The following is a 22,082-nucleotide window of genomic DNA, read 5'->3' as shown; positions in this document are numbered from 1 at the left end:
TGATGAACGATCCGCTGGCTTGGGTAAACGGCAGCGATGCCCCGGAAAAGAGCAGCCTGGACCTGGGGTTCATGGCCCTGACCGATTGCGCCTCGCTGGTGGTCGCCGCCACCCAGGGCTTCGCCCAACCCTACGGCCTCACACTCAACCTCAAGCGCCAAGCGTCCTGGGCCAACCTGCGCGACAAGCTGGTCAGCGGTGAACTGGACGCCGCCCACAGTCTCTACGGGCTGATCTATGCCGTACACCTGGGCATCGGCGGCGTCGCCCCCAGCCCCATGGCGGTGCTGATGGGGCTGAACCAGAATGGCCAGGGCATCAACCTGTCCCAAGGCCTGCAACGGCAAGGGGTGATCACTCCTGAAGCATTGAAACGCCATGTGCACCAAAGCCGGACAAAACTGACCTTCGCCCAGACGTTTCCCACCGGCACCCACGCCATGTGGTTGTATTACTGGCTGGCGAGCCAAGGCATTCATCCCTTGCAGGATGTGAACAGCGTAGTAGTGCCGCCGCCACAAATGGTGGCGCACCTGCAAGCCGGACGCATCGATGGCCTTTGCGTGGGTGAACCCTGGTGCGCCAGCGCAGTGCAACAGAACCAGGGCTTCACCCTGGCGACCAGCCAGGCGATCTGGCCGGACCACCCGGAAAAAGTCCTGGGCTGCACCCAAGCCTTCGTTGACGCCTACCCCAATACCGCACGCGTGCTGGTCATGGCGATCCTCGAGGCCAGCCGGTTTATCGAGCAGAGCCGTGAAAACCGCCGCTCTACCGCCCAGTTGCTCAGTGCCCCTGAATACCTCGATGCGCCTGTGGCCTGCATCGAACCGCGCTTGCTGGGACACTATGAGGATGGCCTGGGCAACCAATGGCAGGATCCCCATGCGCTGCGCTTTTTCGCCGACGGCGAGGTGAACCTGCCCTACCTCAGCGATGGCATGTGGTTCATGACCCAGTTCCGGCGCTGGGGCTTGCTGCGTGAAGACCCGGACTACCTGGGCGTCGCCCGGCAGGTGCAGCAACTGGCGCTGTACCGCCAGGCGGCCGAGGCGCTAGGCATTACCCCTGGCAACTCGGACATGCGCCGCAGCCAGTTGCTCGACGGCAAGACCTGGGACGGCAGCGACCCCGCCGGCTATGCCCGCAGCTTCCACCTGCATGCCTTGGCCAATGACGCCAACCGCCAAGCGCTGCGCTGACAGGAGCCCGACGATGCTGCGAATCCTGTTGATCAACGACACCCCGCGCAAGGTCGGGCGCCTCAAGGCGGCATTGACCGAGGCCGGCTTCGAGGTGATCGATGAGTCCGGCTTGACCATCGACCTGCCCGCACGCGTCGAAACAGTGCGCCCGGATGTGATCCTGATCGATACCGAATCACCCGGGCGCGATGTGATGGAGCAAGTGGTGCTGGTCAGCCGTGATCAGCCCCGGCCCATCGTGATGTTCACCGACGAGCACGACCCGAATGTGATGCGCCAGGCCATCAAGTCCGGCGTCAGTGCCTATATCGTTGAAGGCATTCACGCCCAGCGCCTGCAACCGATCCTCGATGTGGCCATGGCGCGCTTCGAAAGTGACCAGGCCCTGCGCGCCCAGCTGCATGCCCGCGACCAGCAACTGGCCGAACGCAAGCGCATCGAATTGGCCAAGGGCCTGTTGATGAAAATGAAGAGCTGTAACGAAGAAGAGGCCTACACCCTGATGCGCCGCCAGGCCATGAGCCGTCAACAGAAACTGATCCAGGTGGCAGAGCAGATTATTGCCATGAGCGAGTTGCTCGGCTGATGTGGCTCAGCTCTTGCTAAAGAATTATCACAGGTAGCCAACGGCGGTTGCCCCCTCCACGACAAAGACGTCGCCCACCCGGTTTGCCCTCGCGAACCCGGTGGCGGCGTTTTTTCGTTTCTAGACCCCCAACCGTTGAGGTGCGTGATGAAATCAAGCTTCTGGAAATCCGGGCACACCCCGACCCTGTTTGCCGCGTTCTTGTATTTCGACCTGAGCTTCATGGTCTGGTACCTGTTGGGCCCCCTGGCGGTGCAGATTGCCGCTGACTTGCATCTGACCACCCAACAGCGTGGCCTGGTGGTGGCCACGCCGATCCTGGCGGGCGCGGTGCTGCGCTTCTTGATGGGGATGCTGGCCGACAAGCTGTCGCCCAAGACCGCCGGGCTGATTGGCCAGGTGATTGTGATCGTGGCGCTGTTCTGCGCCTGGAAGCTGGGGATCCACAGCTACGGACAAGCGTTGCTGCTGGGCATGTTCCTGGGCATGGCCGGTGCGTCCTTCGCGGTCGCCCTGCCCTTGGCGTCCCAGTGGTACCCGGCAGAGCACCAGGGCAAAGCCATGGGCATCGCCGGCGCCGGCAACTCCGGCACCGTGTTTGCCGCGCTGTTGGCGCCCGTGCTGGCGGCCGCGTTTGGTTGGAGCAACGTGTTCGGCTTTGCGCTGATCCCACTGGTGCTGACCCTGATCGTGTTCGCCTGGCTGGCGCGCAATGCGCCTGAACGGCCAAAAGCCAAAGCCATGGCCGACTACTTCAAGGCCTTGGGCGACCGTGACAGCTGGTGGTTCATGTTCTTCTACAGCGTGACCTTCGGCGGGTTTATCGGCCTGGCCAGCGCCCTACCCGGCTACTTCAACGACCAGTACGGCCTGAGCCCGGTGACCGCCGGCTACTACACCGCCGCCTGTGTATTCGGCGGCAGCCTGATGCGCCCCTTGGGCGGCGCCCTGGCAGACCGGTTCGGCGGGATCAAGACTCTGCTCGGCATGTACAGCGTGGCGGTGATCTGCATTGCGGCCGTGGGGTTCAACCTGCCCAGTTCCTACGCGGCGCTGGCGCTTTTTGTCTGCACCATGCTCGGCCTGGGCGCCGGCAATGGCGCGGTATTCCAATTGGTGCCGCAGCGTTTTCGCAGTGAGATCGGCGTCATGACCGGCCTGATCGGCATGGCCGGTGGCATCGGCGGCTTCGCCCTTGCGGCAGGCATGGGCGCCATCAAGCAGAGCACCGGCAGCTATCAACTGGCCTTGTGGTTGTTCGCCAGCCTCGGTGTGCTGGCGTGGTTCGGCCTGCATGGAGTGAAGCGGCGCTGGAGAACCACCTGGGGTTCGGCCGCCGTGACCGCCGCCCGCGTCTGATGAGCCTGCGACTGAGCGTCGCCCAGGCCAGCGCCATCGGCCCACGCAGCGAAAACCAGGATGCGCTGCGGGTGGTCACGCCCATGGCAGAACTGGCCGCGAGTAAAGGCTACCTGTGCGCACTGGCCGACGGCGTCAGCCAATGCGCCGACGGTGGCCTGGCCGCACGCTCGACCTTGCAGGCCCTGGCCCTGGACTACTACGCCACGCCACAGACCTGGAGCGTGGCCCAGGCGCTGGAGCGTCTGTTACTGGCGCAGAATCGCTGGTTGCAAGCCAACGGCGGTGGGCAGCCTTTGCTCACCACCCTCAGCGCCCTGGTGTTTCGCGGGCAACGTTTCACCCTGGCCCATGTCGGTGATTGCCGGGCGTACCGTTGGCTTGACGGCGAGTTGCAGCGCATCAGCGAAGACCATGTGTGGGAACAGCCGGGCATGCAACATGTGCTCAAGCGCGCCCTCGGCCTGGATCAGCATCTGGTGCTGGACTTTCTTGATGGCCAACTGCGCGAGGGCGAAAGTTTCCTGCTGCTCAGCGATGGGGTGTGGGCCACACTGGGCGATCACAGCATCGGCGCGATCCTGCGCGAGCAAAACGACCTCGACCTGGCCGTCAACACCCTGGTCAACGCCGCCCACCTGGCGGGTAGCCAAGACAACGCCAGCGCCTTGCTGGTGCGCATCGATCAACTCGGCGCCGCCACCCTCGGCGACGCCTTGGTACAGTTGCAGCAATGGCCACTGCCGCCACCGCTTAAAGTCGGGCAAACCTTTGAAGGCTGGCAGGTGCATAGCGTGCTGGCGCAGAGTCGCCAGTCGTTGCTGTACCGCGTGCACGATGCCCAGGGGCAACCCTGGCTGCTCAAGACCTTGCCGTTGCGTTGCGAGGATACCGATGCGGCCCAGGCCTTGTTATCGGAGGAATGGTTTCTGCGCCGGGTCGCCGGCCGCGCCTTTCCCGAAGTGCATGCCGCCAGCGGTCGTCAGCATTTGTACTACGTGATGCGCGAATACGCCGGGCAAACCCTGGCCCAACTGTTCCAACAACAGGGCCCGCTGCCGTTAGCGCAATGGCAGTCGATTGCCGAACGCTTGCTGCGCGCCGTGGGCCTGCTGCATCGCCGGCAGATCCTGCACCGCGACATCAAGCCGGAAAACCTGCTGCTGGGAGAAGATGGCGAACTGCGGGTGCTGGACTTCGGCCTGGCCTATTGCCCCGGGCTCTCCGAGGACCGTGCCTACCTGCTGCCCGGCACCCCAAGCTTCATCGCGCCCGAGGCGTTCGCTGGCGAGCATCCTACGGCGCAACAGGATTTGTATAGCGTCGGCGTGACCTTGTATTACCTGCTGACCGGGCATTACCCCTACGGTGAAATCGAGGCCTTCCAACGGCCCAGGTTTAACCAGCCCGTCAGCGCCAGCCGTTATCGACCCGACTTGCCGGAGTGGTTGCCACACAGCCTGGAACGAGCGGTGACCGCTGCCCCGGCCCAACGTTATGAAACCGCCGAAGAATGGCTGTTGGTGCTGGAGCAGGCCGACCGCCGCGAATTGAGCCTACGCCCACGGCCATTGCTCGAACGCGAACCCTTGAAGGTCTGGCAGACCCTGGCGGTGGCTTCAATGCTGCTCAATCTGGTGCTGCTGTACTGGCTGCTGCACCACTAACGGGCAGAATTCGCCGGCTCTCTGTGTAAACGCCCAGTAAAACTGGGGCTATAGGGACTTGGCACAGCTGCTGCATTAGCTTTCCCAACACCCCACATATAGCCGCTCCTTCAACGACGAAGGGCCGAGCTTCCCGAGAGAACGGGACCAGGACAAAGGCGTCCTCGCTAGCTGACTAGCGGGGACGCCTTTTTTGTTTGCGCACGATTTGTCGAGCCATTGCGGAGAACGACATGAAAAAACTCAAACTGGTGATGATCGGCAACGGCATGGCCGGGGTTCGCACCCTGGAAGAACTGCTCAAGCTGAGCAGTGAGCTGTACGACATCACCGTGTTCGGCGCCGAGCCTCACACCAATTACAACCGCATCCTGTTGTCGCCGGTACTGGCCGGTGAGCAAACCTTCGAAGAGATCGTGCTCAACGACCTGGACTGGTACCTGAACAACAACGTCAAGCTGCTGCTCAACCGCAAGGTGGTGCAGATCGACCGGGTCAAGCGCAAAGTCATCGCCGAAGACGGCACCGAGGCCGAGTATGACCGCCTGCTGATCGCCACCGGTTCCACACCGTTTATCCTGCCGATTCCCGGCAACACCTTGCAGGGCGTGATTGGCTACCGCGACATCGCCGACACCCAGGCGATGATCGACACCGCCAAGACTCACAAGCATGCAGTGGTAATCGGCGGCGGCCTGCTCGGCCTGGAAGCGGCCAACGGCCTGATGCTGCGCGGCATGCACGTGACGGTGGTGCACATCGGTGAATGGCTGCTGGAGCGGCAACTGGACAAGACCAGCGGCCAGTTGCTGCAAACCGAACTGGAGAGCCGCGGTCTGGTGTTTCGCCTGTGCGAGCAAACCCAGGCCCTGCACGATGCCGGCAATGGCCGCGTCGGCTCGGTGCAGTTCAAAAATGGCGACATCATCCCCGCCGACCTGGTGGTGATGGCCGCCGGCATCCGCCCCAATACCGAGCTCGCGGAAAAGTGCGGCATCCCCTGCAACCGTGGGATCCTGGTCAACGACACCATGCAAACCTACGACCCGCGCATCTATGCCATCGGTGAATGCGCCAGCCATCGCGGCATCGCCTATGGCCTGGTGGCGCCGTTGTTCGAGCAAGCCAAGGTCTGCGCCAATCACCTGGCCCAATTGGGGTTTGCCACTTACAAGGGCTCGGTGACCTCGACCAAGCTGAAAGTCACCGGCATCGACCTGTTCTCCGCCGGCGACTTCATGGGTGGCGAAGGCACCGAGACCATCACCCTCTCCGACCCGATTGGCGGCGTGTACAAGAAGCTGGTGATCAAGGACGACATCCTGGTCGGTGCCTGTCTGTACGGCGATACCGCCGATGGCGGCTGGTATTTCCGCCAGATCCGTGAGAACCACGCCATCGGTGAAATCCGCGATCACCTGATGTTTGGCGAGAATGCACTCGGCGATGTCGGCCATCAAGGCCAGGACAAAGCCATGAGCATGGCCGATAGCGCCGAAGTCTGCGGCTGCAATGGCGTGTGCAAGGGCACCATCGTCAAGGCGATCCAGGAACAAGGGTTGTTCAGTGTCGATGAGGTGAAAAAACACACCAAGGCTGCCAGCTCCTGTGGCTCCTGTGCCGGGCTGGTCGAGCAGATCCTGATCAACACCGTGGGCGGCGCCGCCGACGTCAAACCCAAAAGTGAAAAAGCCATCTGCGGCTGCAGCGACCTCAACCACGGGCAGATCCGCCAGGCCATTCGCGAGCAACATCTGCTGACCATCGACAGCACTATGCGTTACCTGAACTGGCGCACCCCCAATGGCTGCGCCACCTGCCGCCCGGCGCTCAACTATTACCTGATCTCCACCTGGCCCGGCGAAGCCAAGGACGACCCGCAATCGCGGCTGATCAACGAACGGGCCCACGCCAATATTCAAAAGGACGGCACCTACTCCGTGGTACCACGGATGTGGGGCGGCGTGACCAATCCTTCAGAGCTGCGCCGCATCGCCGATGTGGCCGACAAGTACAACGTGCCGATGGTCAAGGTCACTGGCGGCCAGCGCATCGACTTGCTCGGTATCAAGAAGCAGGACTTGCCAGGGGTATGGAAGGACCTGGATATGCCGTCCGGGCATGCCTATGGCAAATCCATCCGTACCGTCAAAACCTGTGTGGGCAGCGAGTTCTGCCGGTTTGGTACGCAGAACTCCACACAACTGGGCATCGAGCTGGAGCATGACCTGTTCAATATGTGGTCGCCCCACAAGGTCAAGTTGGCGGTGTCCGGTTGCCCACGTAACTGCTCGGAGGCGGGCATCAAGGATGTGGGCATTATCGGCGTCGACTCGGGCTGGGAGATGTACATCGGCGGCAACGGCGGGATCAAGACTGAAGTCGCGGAGTTCTTCGTCAAGGTGAAAACCGCCGAGCAAGTGCGCGAATACAACGGCGCGTTCCTGCAGTTGTACCGCGAAGAAGCCTTCTACCTGGAGCGCACCGTGCACTACCTGCAGCGAGTGGGCATGGAGCATATCAAGAGGGCCGTATTGGAAGACCCGGCGCGCCGCCAAGCCCTCAATGAGCGTTTGCAATTCTCGCTGTCATTCGAGCAGGACCCGTGGAAGGAACGCCTGGAACAGCCGCTGCTGAAAAAGGAATTCGACGTGATCCCCGTCAAACAACTGGAGGTCTCGCTATGAACTGGCTGGATATCTGCGCCCTCGATGAAATCAACGCGCTGGGCTCGCGCATCATCAGCGGGCCGAAAGGTGACATCGCGATTTTTCGCACCAGTGACGACGAAGTCTTTGCCCTCGACGACCGCTGCCCGCACAAGGGCGGGCCGCTGTCCCAAGGCTTGATCTACGGCAAGCGGGTGGCCTGCCCATTGCACAATTGGCAGATCGACCTTGAGTCCGGCCAAGCCCAGGCCCCGGATATCGGCTGTGCCCACCATCACCAGGCCCGGGTCGAAAACGGCCGGGTGATGCTGGCCCTGCGGGACGCGGGTTGATGAACCGCCAGACCACCGCGTCCACCTGCTGTTATTGCGGGGTGGGCTGCGGCGTGCTGATCGAGCATGACGGCGAACAGATCCTGGGGGTGCAAGGCGACCCCAGCCATCCGGCCAACTTCGGCAAGTTGTGCAGCAAAGGCGCGAGCCTGCACCTGACCGGCGACTTGAGCGCCCGCGCCCTCTACCCGCAATTACGCTTGGGCAAAGCACTGGCACGCACTCGCACCGACTGGGACACCGCCCTGGAACATGCGGCCAACGTGTTCGCCGAGACCATTGCCGAACACGGGCCCGACAGTGTGGCGTTCTATATCTCCGGGCAACTGCTGACCGAGGACTACTACAGCTTCAACAAGTTGGCGCGGGCGTTGGTGGGCACCAACAATATCGACAGCAACTCCCGCCTATGCATGTCTTCGGCGGTGGTCGGCTACAAGCGCAGTCTGGGCGCCGATGCACCGCCGTGCAGTTATGAAGACCTGGAAAACAGCGACTGCGTGATGATCGTCGGCAGCAATATGGCCTACGCCCACCCGGTATTGTTCCGACGCCTGGAGCAAGCCAAGGCGCAACGCCCGCAGATGAAAGTGCTGGTGATTGACCCTCGGCGTACCGACACCTGCGACTTGGCCGACCTGCACCTGGCGATCTTGCCGGGCACGGATGTGGCGTTGTTCCACGGGATTTTGCATCTGTTGCTGTGGGAAGACTGGGTCGACCGCGCGTTTATCCAGGCCCACACCGACGGCTTGGCCGAACTCAAGCGCCTGGTGCATGACTACACGCCGCAGATGGTCACGCAGCTGTGCGGTATCAGCGTCGAACAGTTACGCCTGTGCGCGCAGTGGGTCGGCACCTCCAGCAGCTTTTTGTCGCTGTGGTGCATGGGCCTTAACCAGTCCACCGCCGGCAGCGCCAAAAACAGCGCGCTGATCAACCTGCATTTAGCCACGGGGACCATTGGCCGCCCGGGCTGCGGGCCGTTTTCCCTGACCGGCCAACCGAACGCCATGGGCGGGCGCGAAACCGGCAGCCTGTCCAATTTGCTGCCAGGCCACCGCGACGCGGCCAACCCAGAACACCGCGCTGAAGTGGCGGCCTATTGGGGCGTGGAACAACTGCCGGCGACCACCGGCCTTACCGCCATCGAACTGTTTGAACAGGTGCAGGCTGGCAAGATCAAGGCGTTGTGGATTGCCTGTACCAACCCTGCCCAATCGCTGCCCGACCAGAACGCGGTGCGCGCCGCTTTGGCAGCGTGCCCGTTCGTGGTGTTGCAGGAAGCGTTTCGTAACACCGAAACCGCCGCCTATGCCGACCTGCTATTGCCCGCCGCCAGTTGGGGTGAAAAAGACGGCACGGTGACCAACTCCGAGCGGCGTATTTCCCACGTGCGCCGCGCCATCAACCCACCGGGTGAAGCACGCGCGGATTGGGCGATCACGGTGGATTTCGCCCAGCGCCTGGAGCGCCGTCTGCGTCCAGGGCAGCCGAGCCTGTTCGCCTTTGAGCAAGCGACGCAGCTGTTTGATGAATTCAAGCCACTGACCCAAGGCCGTGACCTGGATATGTCCGGCATCAGCCACGCCCTGCTCGACCAGCTCGGCCCGCAGCAATGGCCGTTTCCCGAGGGTGCGCAGGCGGGTACATCGCGCTTGTACACCGACGGTATTTTCCCCACTGACACTGGGCGGGCGCAGTTTGTCGCCGAGCCTTATCGCGCCGCCAAGGAACAGCGCGATGCGCGATTTCCGTTGACCCTGCTCACCGGTCGCTTGCGTGACCAATGGCACGGCATGAGCCGCACCGGCACCGCCGCGCAGTTGTTCGGGCACGTCAGTGAGGCGCTGTTGAGCCTGCACCCGGACGAATTACGCCGCCACCGCTTCAAAGAGGGTGACCTGGTCAGCCTGAAAAGCCGTCGCGGCAGCGTGATCGTCGCCGTGGGCAGCGATGACAGTGTGCGCCCCGGCCAAGCGTTCCTGCCCATGCACTGGGGCGACCGTTTTCTCAAGGGCGGGGTCAATACCCTCACGCAACCGGCGTTCGACCCTTTGTCCAAGCAGCCGGAGCTCAAGCACAGCGGCGTGCGCCTGGAAGCAGTGCAACTGCCATGGCAGCTGTTTGCACTGATCGAAGGCGATGTGCAGCAGCACTTCGAAGCCTTGCGCCCACTGTGTGAAACCTTTGCCTACGTCAGCCTGAGCCTGGCCGGCCGCGAACGCCCCGCGCTGCTGGTGCGCGCCGCGCATACCGAGGCGCCCGACCTGCAACTGTTGACCCGCATCGACCACCTGCTGGGCCTCAACGACGGCCCGGTAATGGCCTATGACGACCCGCGCCGCTCAATCGGCAAGCGCGTGAAAATCGAGAAAGGCCGCATCACCGCCCTGCGCCTGGCCGGCGAAACCCTGGCCCGTCACTGGCTGCAAAGCCTGTGGCTGGAAGGCCGGGCCGATGAGCAACTGCGGCGCTGGTTGCTGGCGCCCTTGAGCGCGCCACCGGGCGGTACCACGGCCAGCAACAAGATTGTGTGCAACTGCAAGAACGTCAGCGAAAACGCCGTGTGTGCCGGTATCGGCAGCGGCCTGGACCTGGATGGCCTCAAACAGGCACTGGGCTGCGGCACCCAATGCGGATCCTGCGTGCCGGAAATCAAACGTCTTTTGGCCAGCAACCCGCAGCCAATCGCCATCAGTGTGTAAGGGGAACAACATGAGCGCAAAAGTGTGGCTGGTAGGCGCTGGGCCTGGTGACCCGGAGTTGCTGACCCTCAAAGCGGTCCGGGCGCTGCAGGCAGCGGACGTCGTGCTGATTGATGATCTGGTCAACCCGGCAGTACTGGAACACTGCCCCAGCGCCCGGGTGATTACCGTCGGCAAGCGCGGGGGCTGTCGCTCTACCCCGCAGGAGTTTATTCACCGCCTGATGTTGCGTTATGCACGCCAGGGCAAGTGCGTGGTACGCCTTAAAGGCGGTGACCCGTGTATTTTTGGCCGCGGTGGCGAAGAGGCAACCTGGCTGCGCGAGCGCGGAGTCGAGGTGGAACTGGTCAATGGCATCACCTCAGGGCTGGCCGGGGCGACCCAGTGTGACATCCCATTGACCTTGCGCGGGGTGAGCCGGGGAGTGACCTTGGTCACCGCGCATACCCAGGATGACAGCAGCTTGAACTGGCGTGCGCTGGCTGAAGGTGGCACCACGCTGGTGGTGTATATGGGCGTGGCCAAGCTGGAAGAAATCCGCGAACAGTTGCTCAACGGCGGCATGGCTGCGGATATGCCGGTGGCAATGATCGAAAACGCTTCGTTGCCCCAACAACGGGAATGCCGCAGCTCGCTTGCGGCCATGCATGAAGCTGCAAAAGACTTTGCACTCAAAAGCCCGGCCATCCTGGTGATTGGCCAGGTTGCCGGCACCGCACAGACGACCAGTATCGCAACTGCAGCTAGCGCCTGAAGCAAATCGCAGGCGAAAAAAAGCCCGGCCTGAGCCGGGCTTTTCTTTACTCAGTAATTACTGAGCTTGAGCTTCAACCGACGCTTCTACGCGACGGTTAACAGCGCGACCAGCTTCAGTTGCGTTGTCAGCAACTGGGCGGGATTCGCCGTAACCAACAGCAGTTACACGGCTAGGAGCAACGCCGTCTTTAACCAGGACTTGCTTAACAGCGTCAGCACGACGCTGGGACAGCTTCTGGTTGTAAGCGTCTGGACCTACGGAGTCAGTGTGACCAGCAACTTCTACGTTGGTAGCTGGGTACTGAGCCATGAAGTCGGCCAAGTTTTTAACGTCGCCGTAGCTGTTAGGCTTAACAACGGCCTTGTCGAAGTCGAACTTAACGTCCAGCTCAACACGAACAACCTGAGCAACCGGAGCTTCTGGCTCTGGAACTGGCTCTGGAGCTGGTGCTGGGGTAGGAGCTGGAGCAGCTGCGCCAGCGTTACCGCCGAAGTTCACGCCCAGGCCAACCAGTGCGGAGTAGTCCCACTTGCCGTTGTCCAGACCATAGTCAGCTTCAACACCAGCACGAGCGTACAGGTTGTTGGTGAAGTAGTACTTCACGCCGGTACCGATGGTAGCGAAAGTGGTCTGGTCGCGACCGCTGTGGCCGTCAGCCTGAACGTTGGTACGGCTCTGGTGGCCGAAACCGCCTTCAACGTATGGACGCAGGCTATCAACGCCAGCCTGACCGAAGTGGTACTGAGCAACGAGGCTGCCAGTGTCACCTTTGATCTTCTGGTTGCCAGTGCCGTCGTTCGAACGGGTGTGGTTGGTCTTGTCGTACGACAGATTCAACGACAGATCGTCGGTCAGGAAGTAACCAATGCGAGCGCCTGGGTTGAAGCCGTCTTCGATGTGCTTAACGCTATCGTTGTACTGCTTCTTGTAGAACAGCTCGCCTTCAACTGCGCCTTGGCCTTGTGCCAGAACGCCGAAAGAAGTAGCGGCAATAAGAGAACCAATGGCCAAGCCCAAGGTGTTTTTCAGTTTCATCCGTTAAATCCCCATCTGGTGATTGTAAAGCAGTCCCACAAACCGGGGGACAACTCGGCGACAAGTCTAACAGAACTTGCCTACACGTAAGAGATATTTGCTACGCACTAAGTTTCAGTCTCGCCCGCAAATTTCTCACGTAATTTATCAAGAGCACGCTTGTACCGCATTTTTGTAGCACTCAAACCCATATGCATGATGTCAGCGATTTCCTGAAATTCCAGCTCTGCGACAAATCGAAGCACCAGAATTTCGCGGTCAATCGGGTTCACATGCACCAACCAGCGATCAAGTCCGCCCTTTTCCTCGGGTGCCGGCGCCTTCTCTTCAGACGCCTCCTCAAGGGGGTCCAGACTCAAAGCGTCCATCAAGCGACGCTTTCGCCGTTCCTTCCGATACTGCGTGATGCACTCGTTGTACGTGATGCTGTACAGCCAGGTCTTGAACTTCGATTTGCCCTCGAAGTTCTTCAGGCCGTATAGCACCTTGAGCATCACTTCCTGACAGACATCATCCGCATCTCTATCGTTCCCCAAATACCTTGAACAAACGTTGAACAGAGTGCGTTGATACCTGCGCATCAATTCTTCGTACGCGCGTGTTACGTGAAACAGCTCCGTGTGCGAGCGCGCGACCAACTCCTCATCAGAGAGCTCACGGGGGTCATAGCGCGTGGACAGCGTTTGGGCTTTATTCAAAACAAGTCGTGCCGACAGTCAGGTCAATGTCCGCTGCAACCCGGTCACCCGGGTTTGCGGCGGCGTACATTAGCAGGATTTGCCGGATTAGCGGCTACTGACCTGCTGCTCCAGGAGAATCCGGTTGGACAGCGACACCAGTTCCCCGTCATCGGTCAGCACGGTTGTCTTGACTGTGCCGATCTCCTCGATTTGCCCTTCGACCTCGCCCACACGCACCTGTTGCCCAACTTGATACAGCTCACGCACATAGATTCCCGCAAGAATCTGACCGGCAATTTCCCGGCTTCCCAACCCCATGGCCAGCGCAACTGCCAGACCAACGGTAATCAAAACAATCACAATCACGTGGTTAAGCAGGTCAGTCTTGACCTCCAACTGGCTGATCGCGACAGAAATACTGATGATGATCACCAGCCCCTGGGCGATTCTCCCAAGGCCCGCCGCGTAGTCCAAGCCCACGCCTTCGGCGGCCCCGCGCACCAGCCCGTTGGCCAATTGCGCGAGTAAAACCCCCACCAGCAGCACCAGCGCGCCGCCGAACACTTTCGGCAAATACAGTGCCAGCATGTCGAGCGTAGCTGAAACTCGCTCAAGTCCAAGGGACTGCGCTGCAGAAACCAGAAAAATAAGTAGAACGAACCAATAGACGATCTTGCCGATCAGGGTCGAAATCGGTACTTGCAACCCCGCGCGGCCGAGCAATTTGGTCAGGCCAGTGCCGGCCATCAGGCGATCGAGGCCCAGTTTGGCAAGCAATTTGGACAGCAGGGTATCGAGCAGCTTGGCGACGACAAACCCCAGCAATACCAGGACCAGGGCACCAAACAGGTTGGGAATGAAATTCGCCACCTTGGTCCACAATGCGGTCATCGCGGTGACCAGACTCTGGGTCCAGAGATCAAGTTCCATATTCAATCAGCCTTATCAGCAGTGCTAGCAAGAGGTTTACGCCGGGAAACCGGTGACACATGGGCCGAACCATTGTTCAGGGCCATCATCAACGCCGGCAACCAACGCCCGAGCAGACCGAACAGGTCACCCGCCCCTACCTGACGGTTGGCGGTTTTCAGTACGCGGCCCAGGCAAGCATCGTCATCACGGTTGGATGGCGAAGCATTGAGCATGTCACGCAAAGACTGTTCGAACGGATCGTGCATAGAGACCTCTCGCAAGTGATTTAAAAGACGAGGGTAAAATTCATCGGGTCACATCGGCCCTTTCTTACGTTCAGGTCATATTCAGGTCAAACCCAGCGCAATCGTCGAAATAACCACCATTGCCCCAGTGCCACAGACACCATCAACAGGCACGCGATCATGAATCCATAAGGGCTGGCAGAGAATGGAATGCCGCCCACATTTATACCGAGCAGGCCGGTGAGAAAACTCATCGGCAAGAAGATCCCGGTGATGATCCCGAAGCGGTACATGGTGCGGTTCATGCGCAGGCTCAAGCGCCGGTCTTCGGCCTCAAGCACAAGCCCCACGCGCTCTCTGGCCAATTCCAGCTCTTCCAGGTAGCGGGTCAGGCTGTTGTGTAACTCGTTCCAGTAGTCGGCATCGTCGTCGCAGAACCATGCCAATTTGATGCGCGTGAGTTGGGCAAAAATATCCCGCTGGGGGGCCAGGAAACGCTTGAGCCCGGCAGCCCTTCGACGGATCTGCAGAACGCTGCCGTGCTCCGGAGTATACCGTTCGTCGGCATCGAGATTTTCTTCCTCGGAATCGACGATTTCAGACAAGCCAGCAACCAGATCCTGCACTTTATTGGTCAGGTACTGGGCCATATAAAGGATGAGTTCAGACGCCGTCTTGGGGCCTTTGCCGTCTGCCAATTGCACCAGTAACTCATCGGTAGCGCGCAAGGGGCGCAAACGCAGGGAGATCACGCGGTTGGCGGCGGCAAAGATGCGCACCGACACCATGTCTTCGGGCTCGGCGCCTGGGTTTAGATTGATCCCGCGCAGAAACAACAGCAGTTCGGCGTCCGGCAGCGGCAACAGGCGTGGGCGAGTGTTCTCCTCCAGCAGCAGATCACAGGCAAACTCGCTCAGGCCGCTGGATTTACGCAGCCAGGTCTGGGTTTGAGGATGGCTGCGATCCCAGTGCAGCCACAGGCTTTCCTGGGGCTGCAACTGCAAATCGTCGAGCTCAGTCCGGGCAATCGAACGCGCACCGCCTTTACCGTCCAGCACCAGGGCATGCACCAGCCCCCATTGCGCGTTTTCTTCTTCGAACATCCTCACCCCGATCGGTTACGGCAGTTTATTCAGGCATTTTCAGTGGGGTGGGCGACACGATCACCCCGTTGTTGTCGGCATAAATGTACTCACCGGGGCGGAACGTCACGCCCCCGAATGTCACCGCCACGTTCAGGTCGCCAAGGCCGCGCTTGTCGGTTTTTTTCGGGTGCGAGGCCAGGGCCTGCACGCCCAGGTCGGTCTGGGCGATGACGTCGACATCACGGATGCAGCCGTAGATCACCAGCCCTTCCCAACCATTTTTCGCGGCTTTCTCGGCAATCATGTCTCCCAGCAACGCGCAGCGCAGGGAACCGCCACCGTCGACCACCAGCACTTTGCCAGCGCCGGGCAGGTCTGCCTGCGCCTTGACCAGGGAGTTATCCTCGAAGCATTTGAGGGTGACAATTTCGCCGCCAAAGGAGTCTCGGCCACCGAAGTTGCTGAACATCGGCTCCACTACCTGCACCAGCTCCGGGTAGGCGTCACACAGGTCGGGGGTCACGTAATGGTTCATCGAGAAACTCCTGTCATCAAAGAAGAGGTCGAACATCCACGGTGCACATCAAGAAAACGCCCCGCGACAGGCATTCTTTAAGTGCCTGCGCGTTGGCGGCGGCCATGATCAAACCCTGATCCGCGCAACGCAATACACGTTGCGCGACTGAATATGACCAGAAGCGCCTGGCGCGTCATATCTTAGCCGCAACCATTCAAGAGTGAAACGCCCCTGGCAGAGCGTTTCGTCAAACCGTTGCAGCCACCTCGGGCTGTGTGCCGAATACAGGCGTCAGCGGGTCGTTCAACCAACGCTCGACCAAAGGCCACACTTGGGCTTGGGCGGCTTTGCTGACCAGCATCTGCACATGGCCGAAATCCTCGCTGAAACCTTGCTGACGCCCCAGGCACAGGTACTGGCGATGCTCGCTGCCCACTTGCTCGAAGAGCTTGCGGCAGGCCCAGTCCGGGTCTTGCCGGTCGCCCGCGGCGCTCACCGCCAACAGTGGCACATCGACCTGCGCCAAGCCTTTCCACCAGTCATGTTCGGCATCGCCAAACCGGCCGAACAGGCCGTTCCAACGCATCGCCTCGATCATCACCCCAGCCGGTTCGTCCTCGGGCCCACGCTTGAAGCGCGGGCCGGACAGGTGGGCAAGGCGCTTGAGGATAAAGCGACCGCCCCACTCCACCGGTGGAATTTTCAACGGCCAGTGTGTACGACTGACCTGGCAGCCGAACAACGCCACCGACGCCACCGCGGACGCGTCCAAGTGCTGCCCGCCCAAGGCCGCAGCCAAGGTGGTGGCGCCGAGGGAATGCCCGATCCAGTGCGGAACCTGCCCGCTTTGCTCAGACACAAACGCCCCCACGGCCGGCAAATCGTAGCGTGCGTAATCGGCGACACGGTTTCTGGCGTAGTCGTGATTGCGCTTGGACAAGCCATGGCCGCGCATTTCCGGGATCCACACATCAAATCCGCGACGCGCCAGGTAAGCCCCCAGGCCGATGCCCTTGGGCGAGTACCAGAAGCGCCGGTTGGAAAAACTGCCATGCAATAAAATAATCGGCGTGCCCCGGTTTTCCGGGACATCGGCCAGGCCCAAACGGGTCACCGCCAGCTCGACGGTGCCGTCTGGGCTGTTACCGGGTTTGAGCCGGTAGACGTCTTCACTCAGGTCGCCACGACGTTCAGCGCTGATCAGGGCGACAGGAAACAGATTGCTGCTGCTTTGCATAATGCTCTTGCACAAAAAAGGGCGGCGTCCGCAAGGATTCCCGCCCTGTACAGATAAGAATGCCGGTCACCCGCAACGAGTGACCGGCACTTTTGACCATGCGATCTTAGGCGGACGCTTGGCCTTCAGCCAAGAAGAACCAGGTTTCCAGCACGGAATCGGGGTTCAGCGAGACGCTCTCGATCCCCTGCTCCATCAGCCATTTGGCCAGGTCAGGGTGGTCCGAAGGGCCTTGGCCGCAGATACCGATGTACTTGCCAGCCTTGTTGCAGGCCTGGATGGCGTTGGCCAACAGCTTCTTGACCGCCGGGTTACGCTCGTCGAACAGGTGGGCGATGATCCCCGAGTCGCGGTCCAGGCCCAGGGTCAACTGGGTCAGGTCGTTGGAGCCGATGGAGAAACCGTCGAAGAACTCCAGGAACTCTTCAGCCAGGATGGCGTTGGACGGCAATTCGCACATCATGATGACGCGTAGGCCGTTCTCGCCACGGGTCAGGCCGTTTTCGGCCAGCAGGTCCACCACTTGGCTCGCTTCGCCCAGGGTGCGCACGAACGGCACCATGATCTCGACGTTGGTCAGGCCCATCTCGTTGCGCACGCGCTTGAGCGCACGGCATTCGAGCTCGAAGCAGTCACGGAACGCTTCGCTGATGTAACGCGAGGCGCCGCGGAAACCCAGCATCGGGTTTTCTTCTTCTGGCTCGTAGAGCTTGCCGCCGATCAGGTTCGCGTATTCATTGGACTTGAAGTCCGACAGACGCACGATGACCTTTTTCGGGTAGAACGCCGCAGCCAGGGTGCTGATGCCTTCGACCAGTTTCTCGACGTAGAACCCTACCGGGTCGTTATAGCCGGCGATGCGCTTGTCGACGCTTTCCTTGATGTCCAGCGGCAGGCCGTCATAGTTCAGCAGTGCCTTGGGGTGCACACCGATCATGCGGTTGATGATGAACTCCAGGCGGGCCAGGCCCACACCGGCATTCGGCAACTGCGCAAAATCAAAAGCGCGGTCCGGGTTGCCGACGTTCATCATGATCTTGAACGGCAGGTCGGGCATGGCGTCGATGGAGTTTTGCTTGATATCAAAACCCAGCTCACCTTCGAAGATAAAGCCGGTATCGCCTTCGGCGCAGGAGACGGTCACGCCCTGGCCATCCTTGAGCAGTTGAGTGGCGTTGCCGCAACCCACGACGGCCGGAATCCCCAGTTCACGAGCGATGATCGCCGCGTGGCAGGTACGCCCGCCACGGTTGGTGACGATGGCGCTGGCGCGTTTCATCACCGGTTCCCAGTCCGGGTCGGTCATGTCGGAAACCAGTACGTCACCCGGCTGGACCTTGTCCATCTCGGACACGTCCTTGATGATCCGCACCTTGCCTGCGCCAATGCGCTGGCCGATGGCACGGCCTTCCACCAGCACGGTGCCGGTTTCCTTGAGCAGGTAGCGCTCCATGACGTTGGCCGAAGTGCGGCTCTTCACGGTCTCGGGGCGTGCCTGCACGATGTACAGCTTGCCGTCGTCACCGTCCTTGGCCCACTCGATGTCCATCGGGCACTTGTAGTGCTTTTCGATGATCATCGCTTGTTTGGCCAACTCGCTGACTTCAGCGTCGGTGAGGCAGAAACGCGCGCGCTCGGCCTTGTCGACGTCAACGGTTTTAACCGAGCGACCGGCCTTGGCCTCGTCGCCGTAGATCATCTTGATGGCCTTGCTGCCCAGGTTACGGCGCAGAATGGCCGGGCGACCCGCTTCGAGGGTGCCCTTGTGTACGTAGAATTCGTCCGGGTTGACCGCGCCTTGTACGACGGTTTCGCCCAGGCCGTAGGCGCCGGTGATAAACACCACGTCACGGAAACCGGATTCGGTATCCAGGGTGAACATCACGCCGGCCGTGCCGGTTTCCGAACGCACCATGCGCTGCACGCCGGCAGACAGGGCCACCAGCTTGTGGTCGAACCCTTGGTGTACGCGGTAGGAAATCGCACGGTCGTTAAAGAGGGACGCAAACACTTCCTTGGCCGCGCGGATCACGTTTTCGACGCCGCGAATGTTGAGGAAGGTTTCCTGCTGGCCGGCAAAGGAGGCGTCCGGCAAGTCTTCGGCGGTGGCCGAGGAGCGCACGGCGACGGCCATGTCCGGGTTACCGGCCGACAGGGTGGCGAAGGCGGTGCGAATTTCTTCGTTGAGCTTCTCGGGGAACTCGGCTTCCATGATCCACTGGCGGATCTGGGCGCCGGTCTTGGCCAGGGCGTTGACGTCATCGACGTCCAGGGCGTCCAGCGCGGCGTGGATCTGGGCATTGAGGCCGCTCAGCTCGAGGAAGTCGCGGTAAGCCTGGGCCGTGGTGGCAAAACCACCGGGCACCGAGACACCAGCGCCTGCAAGATTACTGATCATCTCGCCGAGGGATGCGTTCTTGCCCCCCACATGCTCTACATCATGGACGCCGAGCTTATCGAGGGAAACTACGTACTCTACCAAGGTGATCTCTCCACTTTCTGTGTTGGAAAAGCTCAGGACGCGGGTTGCTCAGTAGGAGCTAACGCCAGCGCTTGTGGCCTGGACCTGGAAAATAAGTGAGAATGCGGCCCACTGCGGGACGGCAAAATCGCGCCTATCATATCCAAGATTCGCCATCAGCTTAAGGCCCAGGGCTCAAATGAAACGATCTGCTTTCTTTATTTCCGACGGCACCGGCATCACAGCCGAAACATTGGGTCAGAGCCTGCTCGCGCAGTTCGAAAACATTACCTTCGCCAAATTCACCCGGCCTTATATAGACAGCGTGGATAAAGCGCGGGCCATGGTACAACAAATCAATCTGGCGGCTGAAAAAGACGGTTTTCGCCCGATCATTTTCGACACCATCGTCAATCAAGACATTCGTGAGATTCTCGCAACGTCGAATGGTTTCATGATCGACATTTTCTCTACGTTCCTGGCGCCGCTGGAACAGGAGTTGAGTGAACACTCGTCCTATTCCGTCGGAAAATCCCACTCCATCGGGCATAACTCCAATTATATGGAGCGTATCGAGGCGGTGAACTTCGCCCTCGATAACGACGACGGCGCCCGCACTCACTACTACGACAAGGCCGACCTGATCCTGGTGGGCGTGTCGCGTTGTGGCAAGACCCCGACCTGCCTGTACATGGCCATGCAGTTCGGTATTCGTGCGGCCAACTACCCGCTGACCGAAGACGACATGGAACACCTGACCTTGCCCGCCGCCCTGCGCGCGCATTCCCACAAGCTGTTCGGCCTGACCATCGACCCGGACCGGCTGACTGCCATCCGCAACGAACGCAAGCCCAACAGCCGCTACTCCAGCTATGCCCAGTGCGAATTCGAAGTGCGTGAAGTAGAAAATCTGTTCCGCCGCGAGAATATTGCGCACATCAATTCCACGCATTTTTCGGTGGAAGAGATTTCGGCGAAGATTTTGGTGGAGAAGGGTGTGGAGCGGCGCTTCAAGTGATCGCTGGCGCCTGATCTGACGCTATCGCAGGCAAGCCAGCTCCCACAGTTGGAATGCATTCCCCTGTGGGAGCTGGCTTGCCTGCGATGAACGGTAACGCGGATTTACAGATGAAACCGCCCGCCCCCCTGCCCCAACGCCGTCGCCAGCGCATCAAACCCCTCGCGCAATAATTGATCATCGCCCGACGTATTACAGATACTCGCCCGAATAAACTGCGGCACCGCCGTCTGCCCCACGGCAAACGCCTCGGCGGTGGCGATCAGGTAATTGTTCTGCTTGAGCTCTGCCTCGATTTCCGAGGCTCGCCAGGGTTCCGGTACTTCGATCCAGAAATGCGGGCTGTTGAGGTGGGTGCGGTAGGCCAGGCCGGTCAATAAATCTTTGACCAACGTCTTGCGCCGACTGATCTCGTTGATCTGCTGACGCAACAAATACTCTGCCGTGCCGTTTTCGATCCACTGGGTCGCCAGTTCCAGGGTCACAGGTGTGGCCATCCAACAGGTCGAACGTATCGCCGCCGAGATGCGGCTGACCAGCGCCGGTGGCGCATGCACGTAGCCCACCCGCAAACCGGCTGACACCGCCTTACTCAGGCTGCTGATCAAGATCGTACGCTCTGGCGCGAAATAGCTGAGGGGCGGCGGACGGTCCTCCACCAGCACACCGTGGGCTTCGTCCTCCAGAATCAGCAGGTTATGTTCGCGACACACCCTGGCCAAGGCTTCGCGGCGCGCAACCGATAACACAGCGGTCGTCGGATTCTGGATAGTCGGCGTGCAATACAACGCCGAAATCCGGTGATTACGACAGACCTCATCCAGGGCCGTGGGCAGCACACCCTCCTCGTCCATCTCCAGGCCAATCAGCCGCACCCCCAGCATGCGCGCGGCGGTAATCAGCCCGGGGTAAGTCAACTGCTCGGTGACCACCGTATCGCCAGCGCGCAGCAGGGCCATCATGGCGCACAGCAAGCCGTGCTGGCCGCCGTTGACGCAGATGACCTGCTCGGGAATCGGATGAAACTCGCGCTGTACCAGCCATTGCGCGCCCGCTTCACGGTAACGCGGCAAGCCGGCGTCCGGGGTGTAGGCGCTGATGTCCTGGAGGAACTTGGCGTTGGTCGACAGGGTTTGAAAGCTCTGGGCGAGAAACACCGTCTCTTGCCCGGGAATGTGCATGTTGCGGCTCATGTCGAAGTACTGGCGCGGCTCCTCGCTGAAATTGCGAAAGCCCTCATCACGCTGGCGCTCCATCCCACGCTTGCGCACGAAAGTGCCGTCACCTACCCGTGCAACCACCAGGCCCAGGCGTTCCAGCTCACCGTAGGCCCGGCTGATGGTGCCGATGGTCACGCCTAGATTGTCGGAAAGCACCCGGTGGGGCGGCAGTTTTCGTCCCGGTTCAATCAAGCCTTCGAGGATGCCCCGTTCCATCACATCGGACAGACGCTTGTACTTCACGCCCTGCCCGTTGGACAACCCCTCACGCATAATTGACACCATGTCAATATTTGTTTTGACAGCCATCTTTCGCCCTAATAGTGTGCTTTTACGGGTTCAATCGCCGATAAACATAACTCATTACAAGTTCAATATAGAGTTCAATT

At 60.7% G+C, this 22,082-nt stretch carries 18 protein-coding genes; 9 read left to right on the top strand and 9 right to left on the bottom strand.

Annotated elements, in window-relative coordinates:
• Positions 1-2: 2 nt before the first annotated feature.
• The 8 genes from DK871_RS07350 to cobA all read left to right on the top strand — a co-directional run bounded on the left by DK871_RS07350 (position 3) and on the right by cobA (position 11,280).
• Positions 3-1,202 carry a CmpA/NrtA family ABC transporter substrate-binding protein gene (locus DK871_RS07350; RefSeq protein ID WP_161904534.1) on the top strand — a complete coding sequence of 400 codons (1,200 nt, stop codon included), beginning with the start codon at positions 3-5 and terminating at the stop codon, positions 1,200-1,202.
• A gap of 13 nt (positions 1,203-1,215) precedes the next feature.
• Entirely contained in the window at positions 1,216-1,791 is a 576-nt protein-coding gene (locus tag DK871_RS07345; protein WP_161904533.1) for an ANTAR domain-containing response regulator, read from the top strand.
• 147 nt (positions 1,792-1,938) lie between these two features.
• Complete coding sequence (locus DK871_RS07340; protein WP_161904532.1) at positions 1,939-3,150, top strand: NarK/NasA family nitrate transporter; 1,212 nt, start codon at positions 1,939-1,941, stop codon at positions 3,148-3,150.
• Complete coding sequence (locus DK871_RS07335; protein ID WP_161904566.1) at positions 3,150-4,817, top strand: bifunctional protein-serine/threonine kinase/phosphatase; 1,668 nt, start codon at positions 3,150-3,152, stop codon at positions 4,815-4,817. The genes DK871_RS07340 and DK871_RS07335 overlap by 1 nt, the downstream gene beginning before the upstream one ends.
• Before the next feature lie 233 nt (positions 4,818-5,050).
• Positions 5,051-7,504 (top strand): nitrite reductase large subunit NirB, encoded by a 2,454-nt coding sequence (gene nirB / locus DK871_RS07330; protein ID WP_161904531.1) that lies wholly within the window; start codon positions 5,051-5,053, stop codon positions 7,502-7,504.
• The gene (nirD, locus tag DK871_RS07325) at positions 7,501-7,818 is read left to right on the top strand and encodes a nitrite reductase small subunit NirD (protein WP_003193279.1); all 318 of its coding nucleotides are present in this window, start codon (positions 7,501-7,503) and stop codon (positions 7,816-7,818) included. Before nirB ends, nirD begins: the two co-directional genes overlap by 4 nt.
• Positions 7,818-10,526 carry a nitrate reductase gene (locus DK871_RS07320; protein ID WP_161904530.1) on the top strand — a complete coding sequence of 903 codons (2,709 nt, stop codon included), beginning with the start codon at positions 7,818-7,820 and terminating at the stop codon, positions 10,524-10,526. The genes nirD and DK871_RS07320 overlap by 1 nt, the downstream gene beginning before the upstream one ends.
• A gap of 10 nt (positions 10,527-10,536) precedes the next feature.
• The gene (gene cobA / locus DK871_RS07315) at positions 10,537-11,280 is read left to right on the top strand and encodes a uroporphyrinogen-III C-methyltransferase (RefSeq protein ID WP_161904529.1); all 744 of its coding nucleotides are present in this window, start codon (positions 10,537-10,539) and stop codon (positions 11,278-11,280) included.
• 57 nt (positions 11,281-11,337) lie between these two features.
• Here cobA and DK871_RS07310 read toward each other — a convergent pair whose 3' ends face one another.
• The 8 genes from DK871_RS07310 to ppsA all read right to left on the bottom strand — a co-directional run bounded on the left by DK871_RS07310 (position 11,338) and on the right by ppsA (position 19,476).
• Complete coding sequence (locus tag DK871_RS07310; RefSeq protein WP_034128361.1) at positions 11,338-12,318, bottom strand: OmpA family protein; 981 nt, start codon at positions 12,316-12,318, stop codon at positions 11,338-11,340.
• 107 nt (positions 12,319-12,425) lie between these two features.
• On the bottom strand, positions 12,426-13,016 hold the full coding sequence (sigX, locus tag DK871_RS07305; RefSeq protein ID WP_003193286.1) for an RNA polymerase sigma factor SigX: 591 nt from the start codon (positions 13,014-13,016) through the stop codon (positions 12,426-12,428).
• 87 nt (positions 13,017-13,103) lie between these two features.
• On the bottom strand, positions 13,104-13,928 hold the full coding sequence (locus tag DK871_RS07300; RefSeq protein ID WP_003193288.1) for a mechanosensitive ion channel domain-containing protein: 825 nt from the start codon (positions 13,926-13,928) through the stop codon (positions 13,104-13,106).
• A gap of 2 nt (positions 13,929-13,930) precedes the next feature.
• A complete protein-coding gene (locus DK871_RS07295; RefSeq protein ID WP_014719486.1) occupies positions 13,931-14,176 on the bottom strand; it encodes a hypothetical protein in 246 nt (81 codons plus the stop codon).
• Positions 14,177-14,262: 86 nt separating this feature from the next.
• Entirely contained in the window at positions 14,263-15,258 is a 996-nt protein-coding gene (locus tag DK871_RS07290; protein WP_161904528.1) for a zinc transporter ZntB, read from the bottom strand.
• 25 nt (positions 15,259-15,283) lie between these two features.
• On the bottom strand, positions 15,284-15,775 hold the full coding sequence (rraA, locus tag DK871_RS07285) for a ribonuclease E activity regulator RraA (RefSeq protein ID WP_056786731.1): 492 nt from the start codon (positions 15,773-15,775) through the stop codon (positions 15,284-15,286).
• Positions 15,776-16,004: 229 nt separating this feature from the next.
• The gene (locus tag DK871_RS07280) at positions 16,005-16,994 is read right to left on the bottom strand and encodes an alpha/beta fold hydrolase (RefSeq protein ID WP_056786734.1); all 990 of its coding nucleotides are present in this window, start codon (positions 16,992-16,994) and stop codon (positions 16,005-16,007) included.
• 106 nt (positions 16,995-17,100) lie between these two features.
• Entirely contained in the window at positions 17,101-19,476 is a 2,376-nt protein-coding gene (gene ppsA, locus DK871_RS07275) for a phosphoenolpyruvate synthase (protein WP_032895796.1), read from the bottom strand.
• Positions 19,477-19,654: 178 nt separating this feature from the next.
• Between ppsA and DK871_RS07270 the strand changes: the two genes are divergently transcribed.
• Positions 19,655-20,473, top strand: coding sequence for a pyruvate, water dikinase regulatory protein (locus DK871_RS07270; protein WP_003193298.1), 819 nt, complete (start codon positions 19,655-19,657; stop codon positions 20,471-20,473).
• Positions 20,474-20,577: 104 nt separating this feature from the next.
• On the opposite strand, the gene DK871_RS07265 is transcribed toward DK871_RS07270, so the two are convergent.
• Complete coding sequence (locus DK871_RS07265; RefSeq protein ID WP_161904527.1) at positions 20,578-22,002, bottom strand: PLP-dependent aminotransferase family protein; 1,425 nt, start codon at positions 22,000-22,002, stop codon at positions 20,578-20,580.
• Positions 22,003-22,082: the final 80 nt, after the last annotated feature.

It is taken from the genome of Pseudomonas sp. L13, from assembly GCF_009935965.1.
Taxonomy (GTDB): Bacteria; Pseudomonadota; Gammaproteobacteria; order Pseudomonadales; family Pseudomonadaceae; genus Aquipseudomonas; species Aquipseudomonas lactis.
This window is presented reverse-complemented; position numbering and strand designations above follow the sequence as displayed.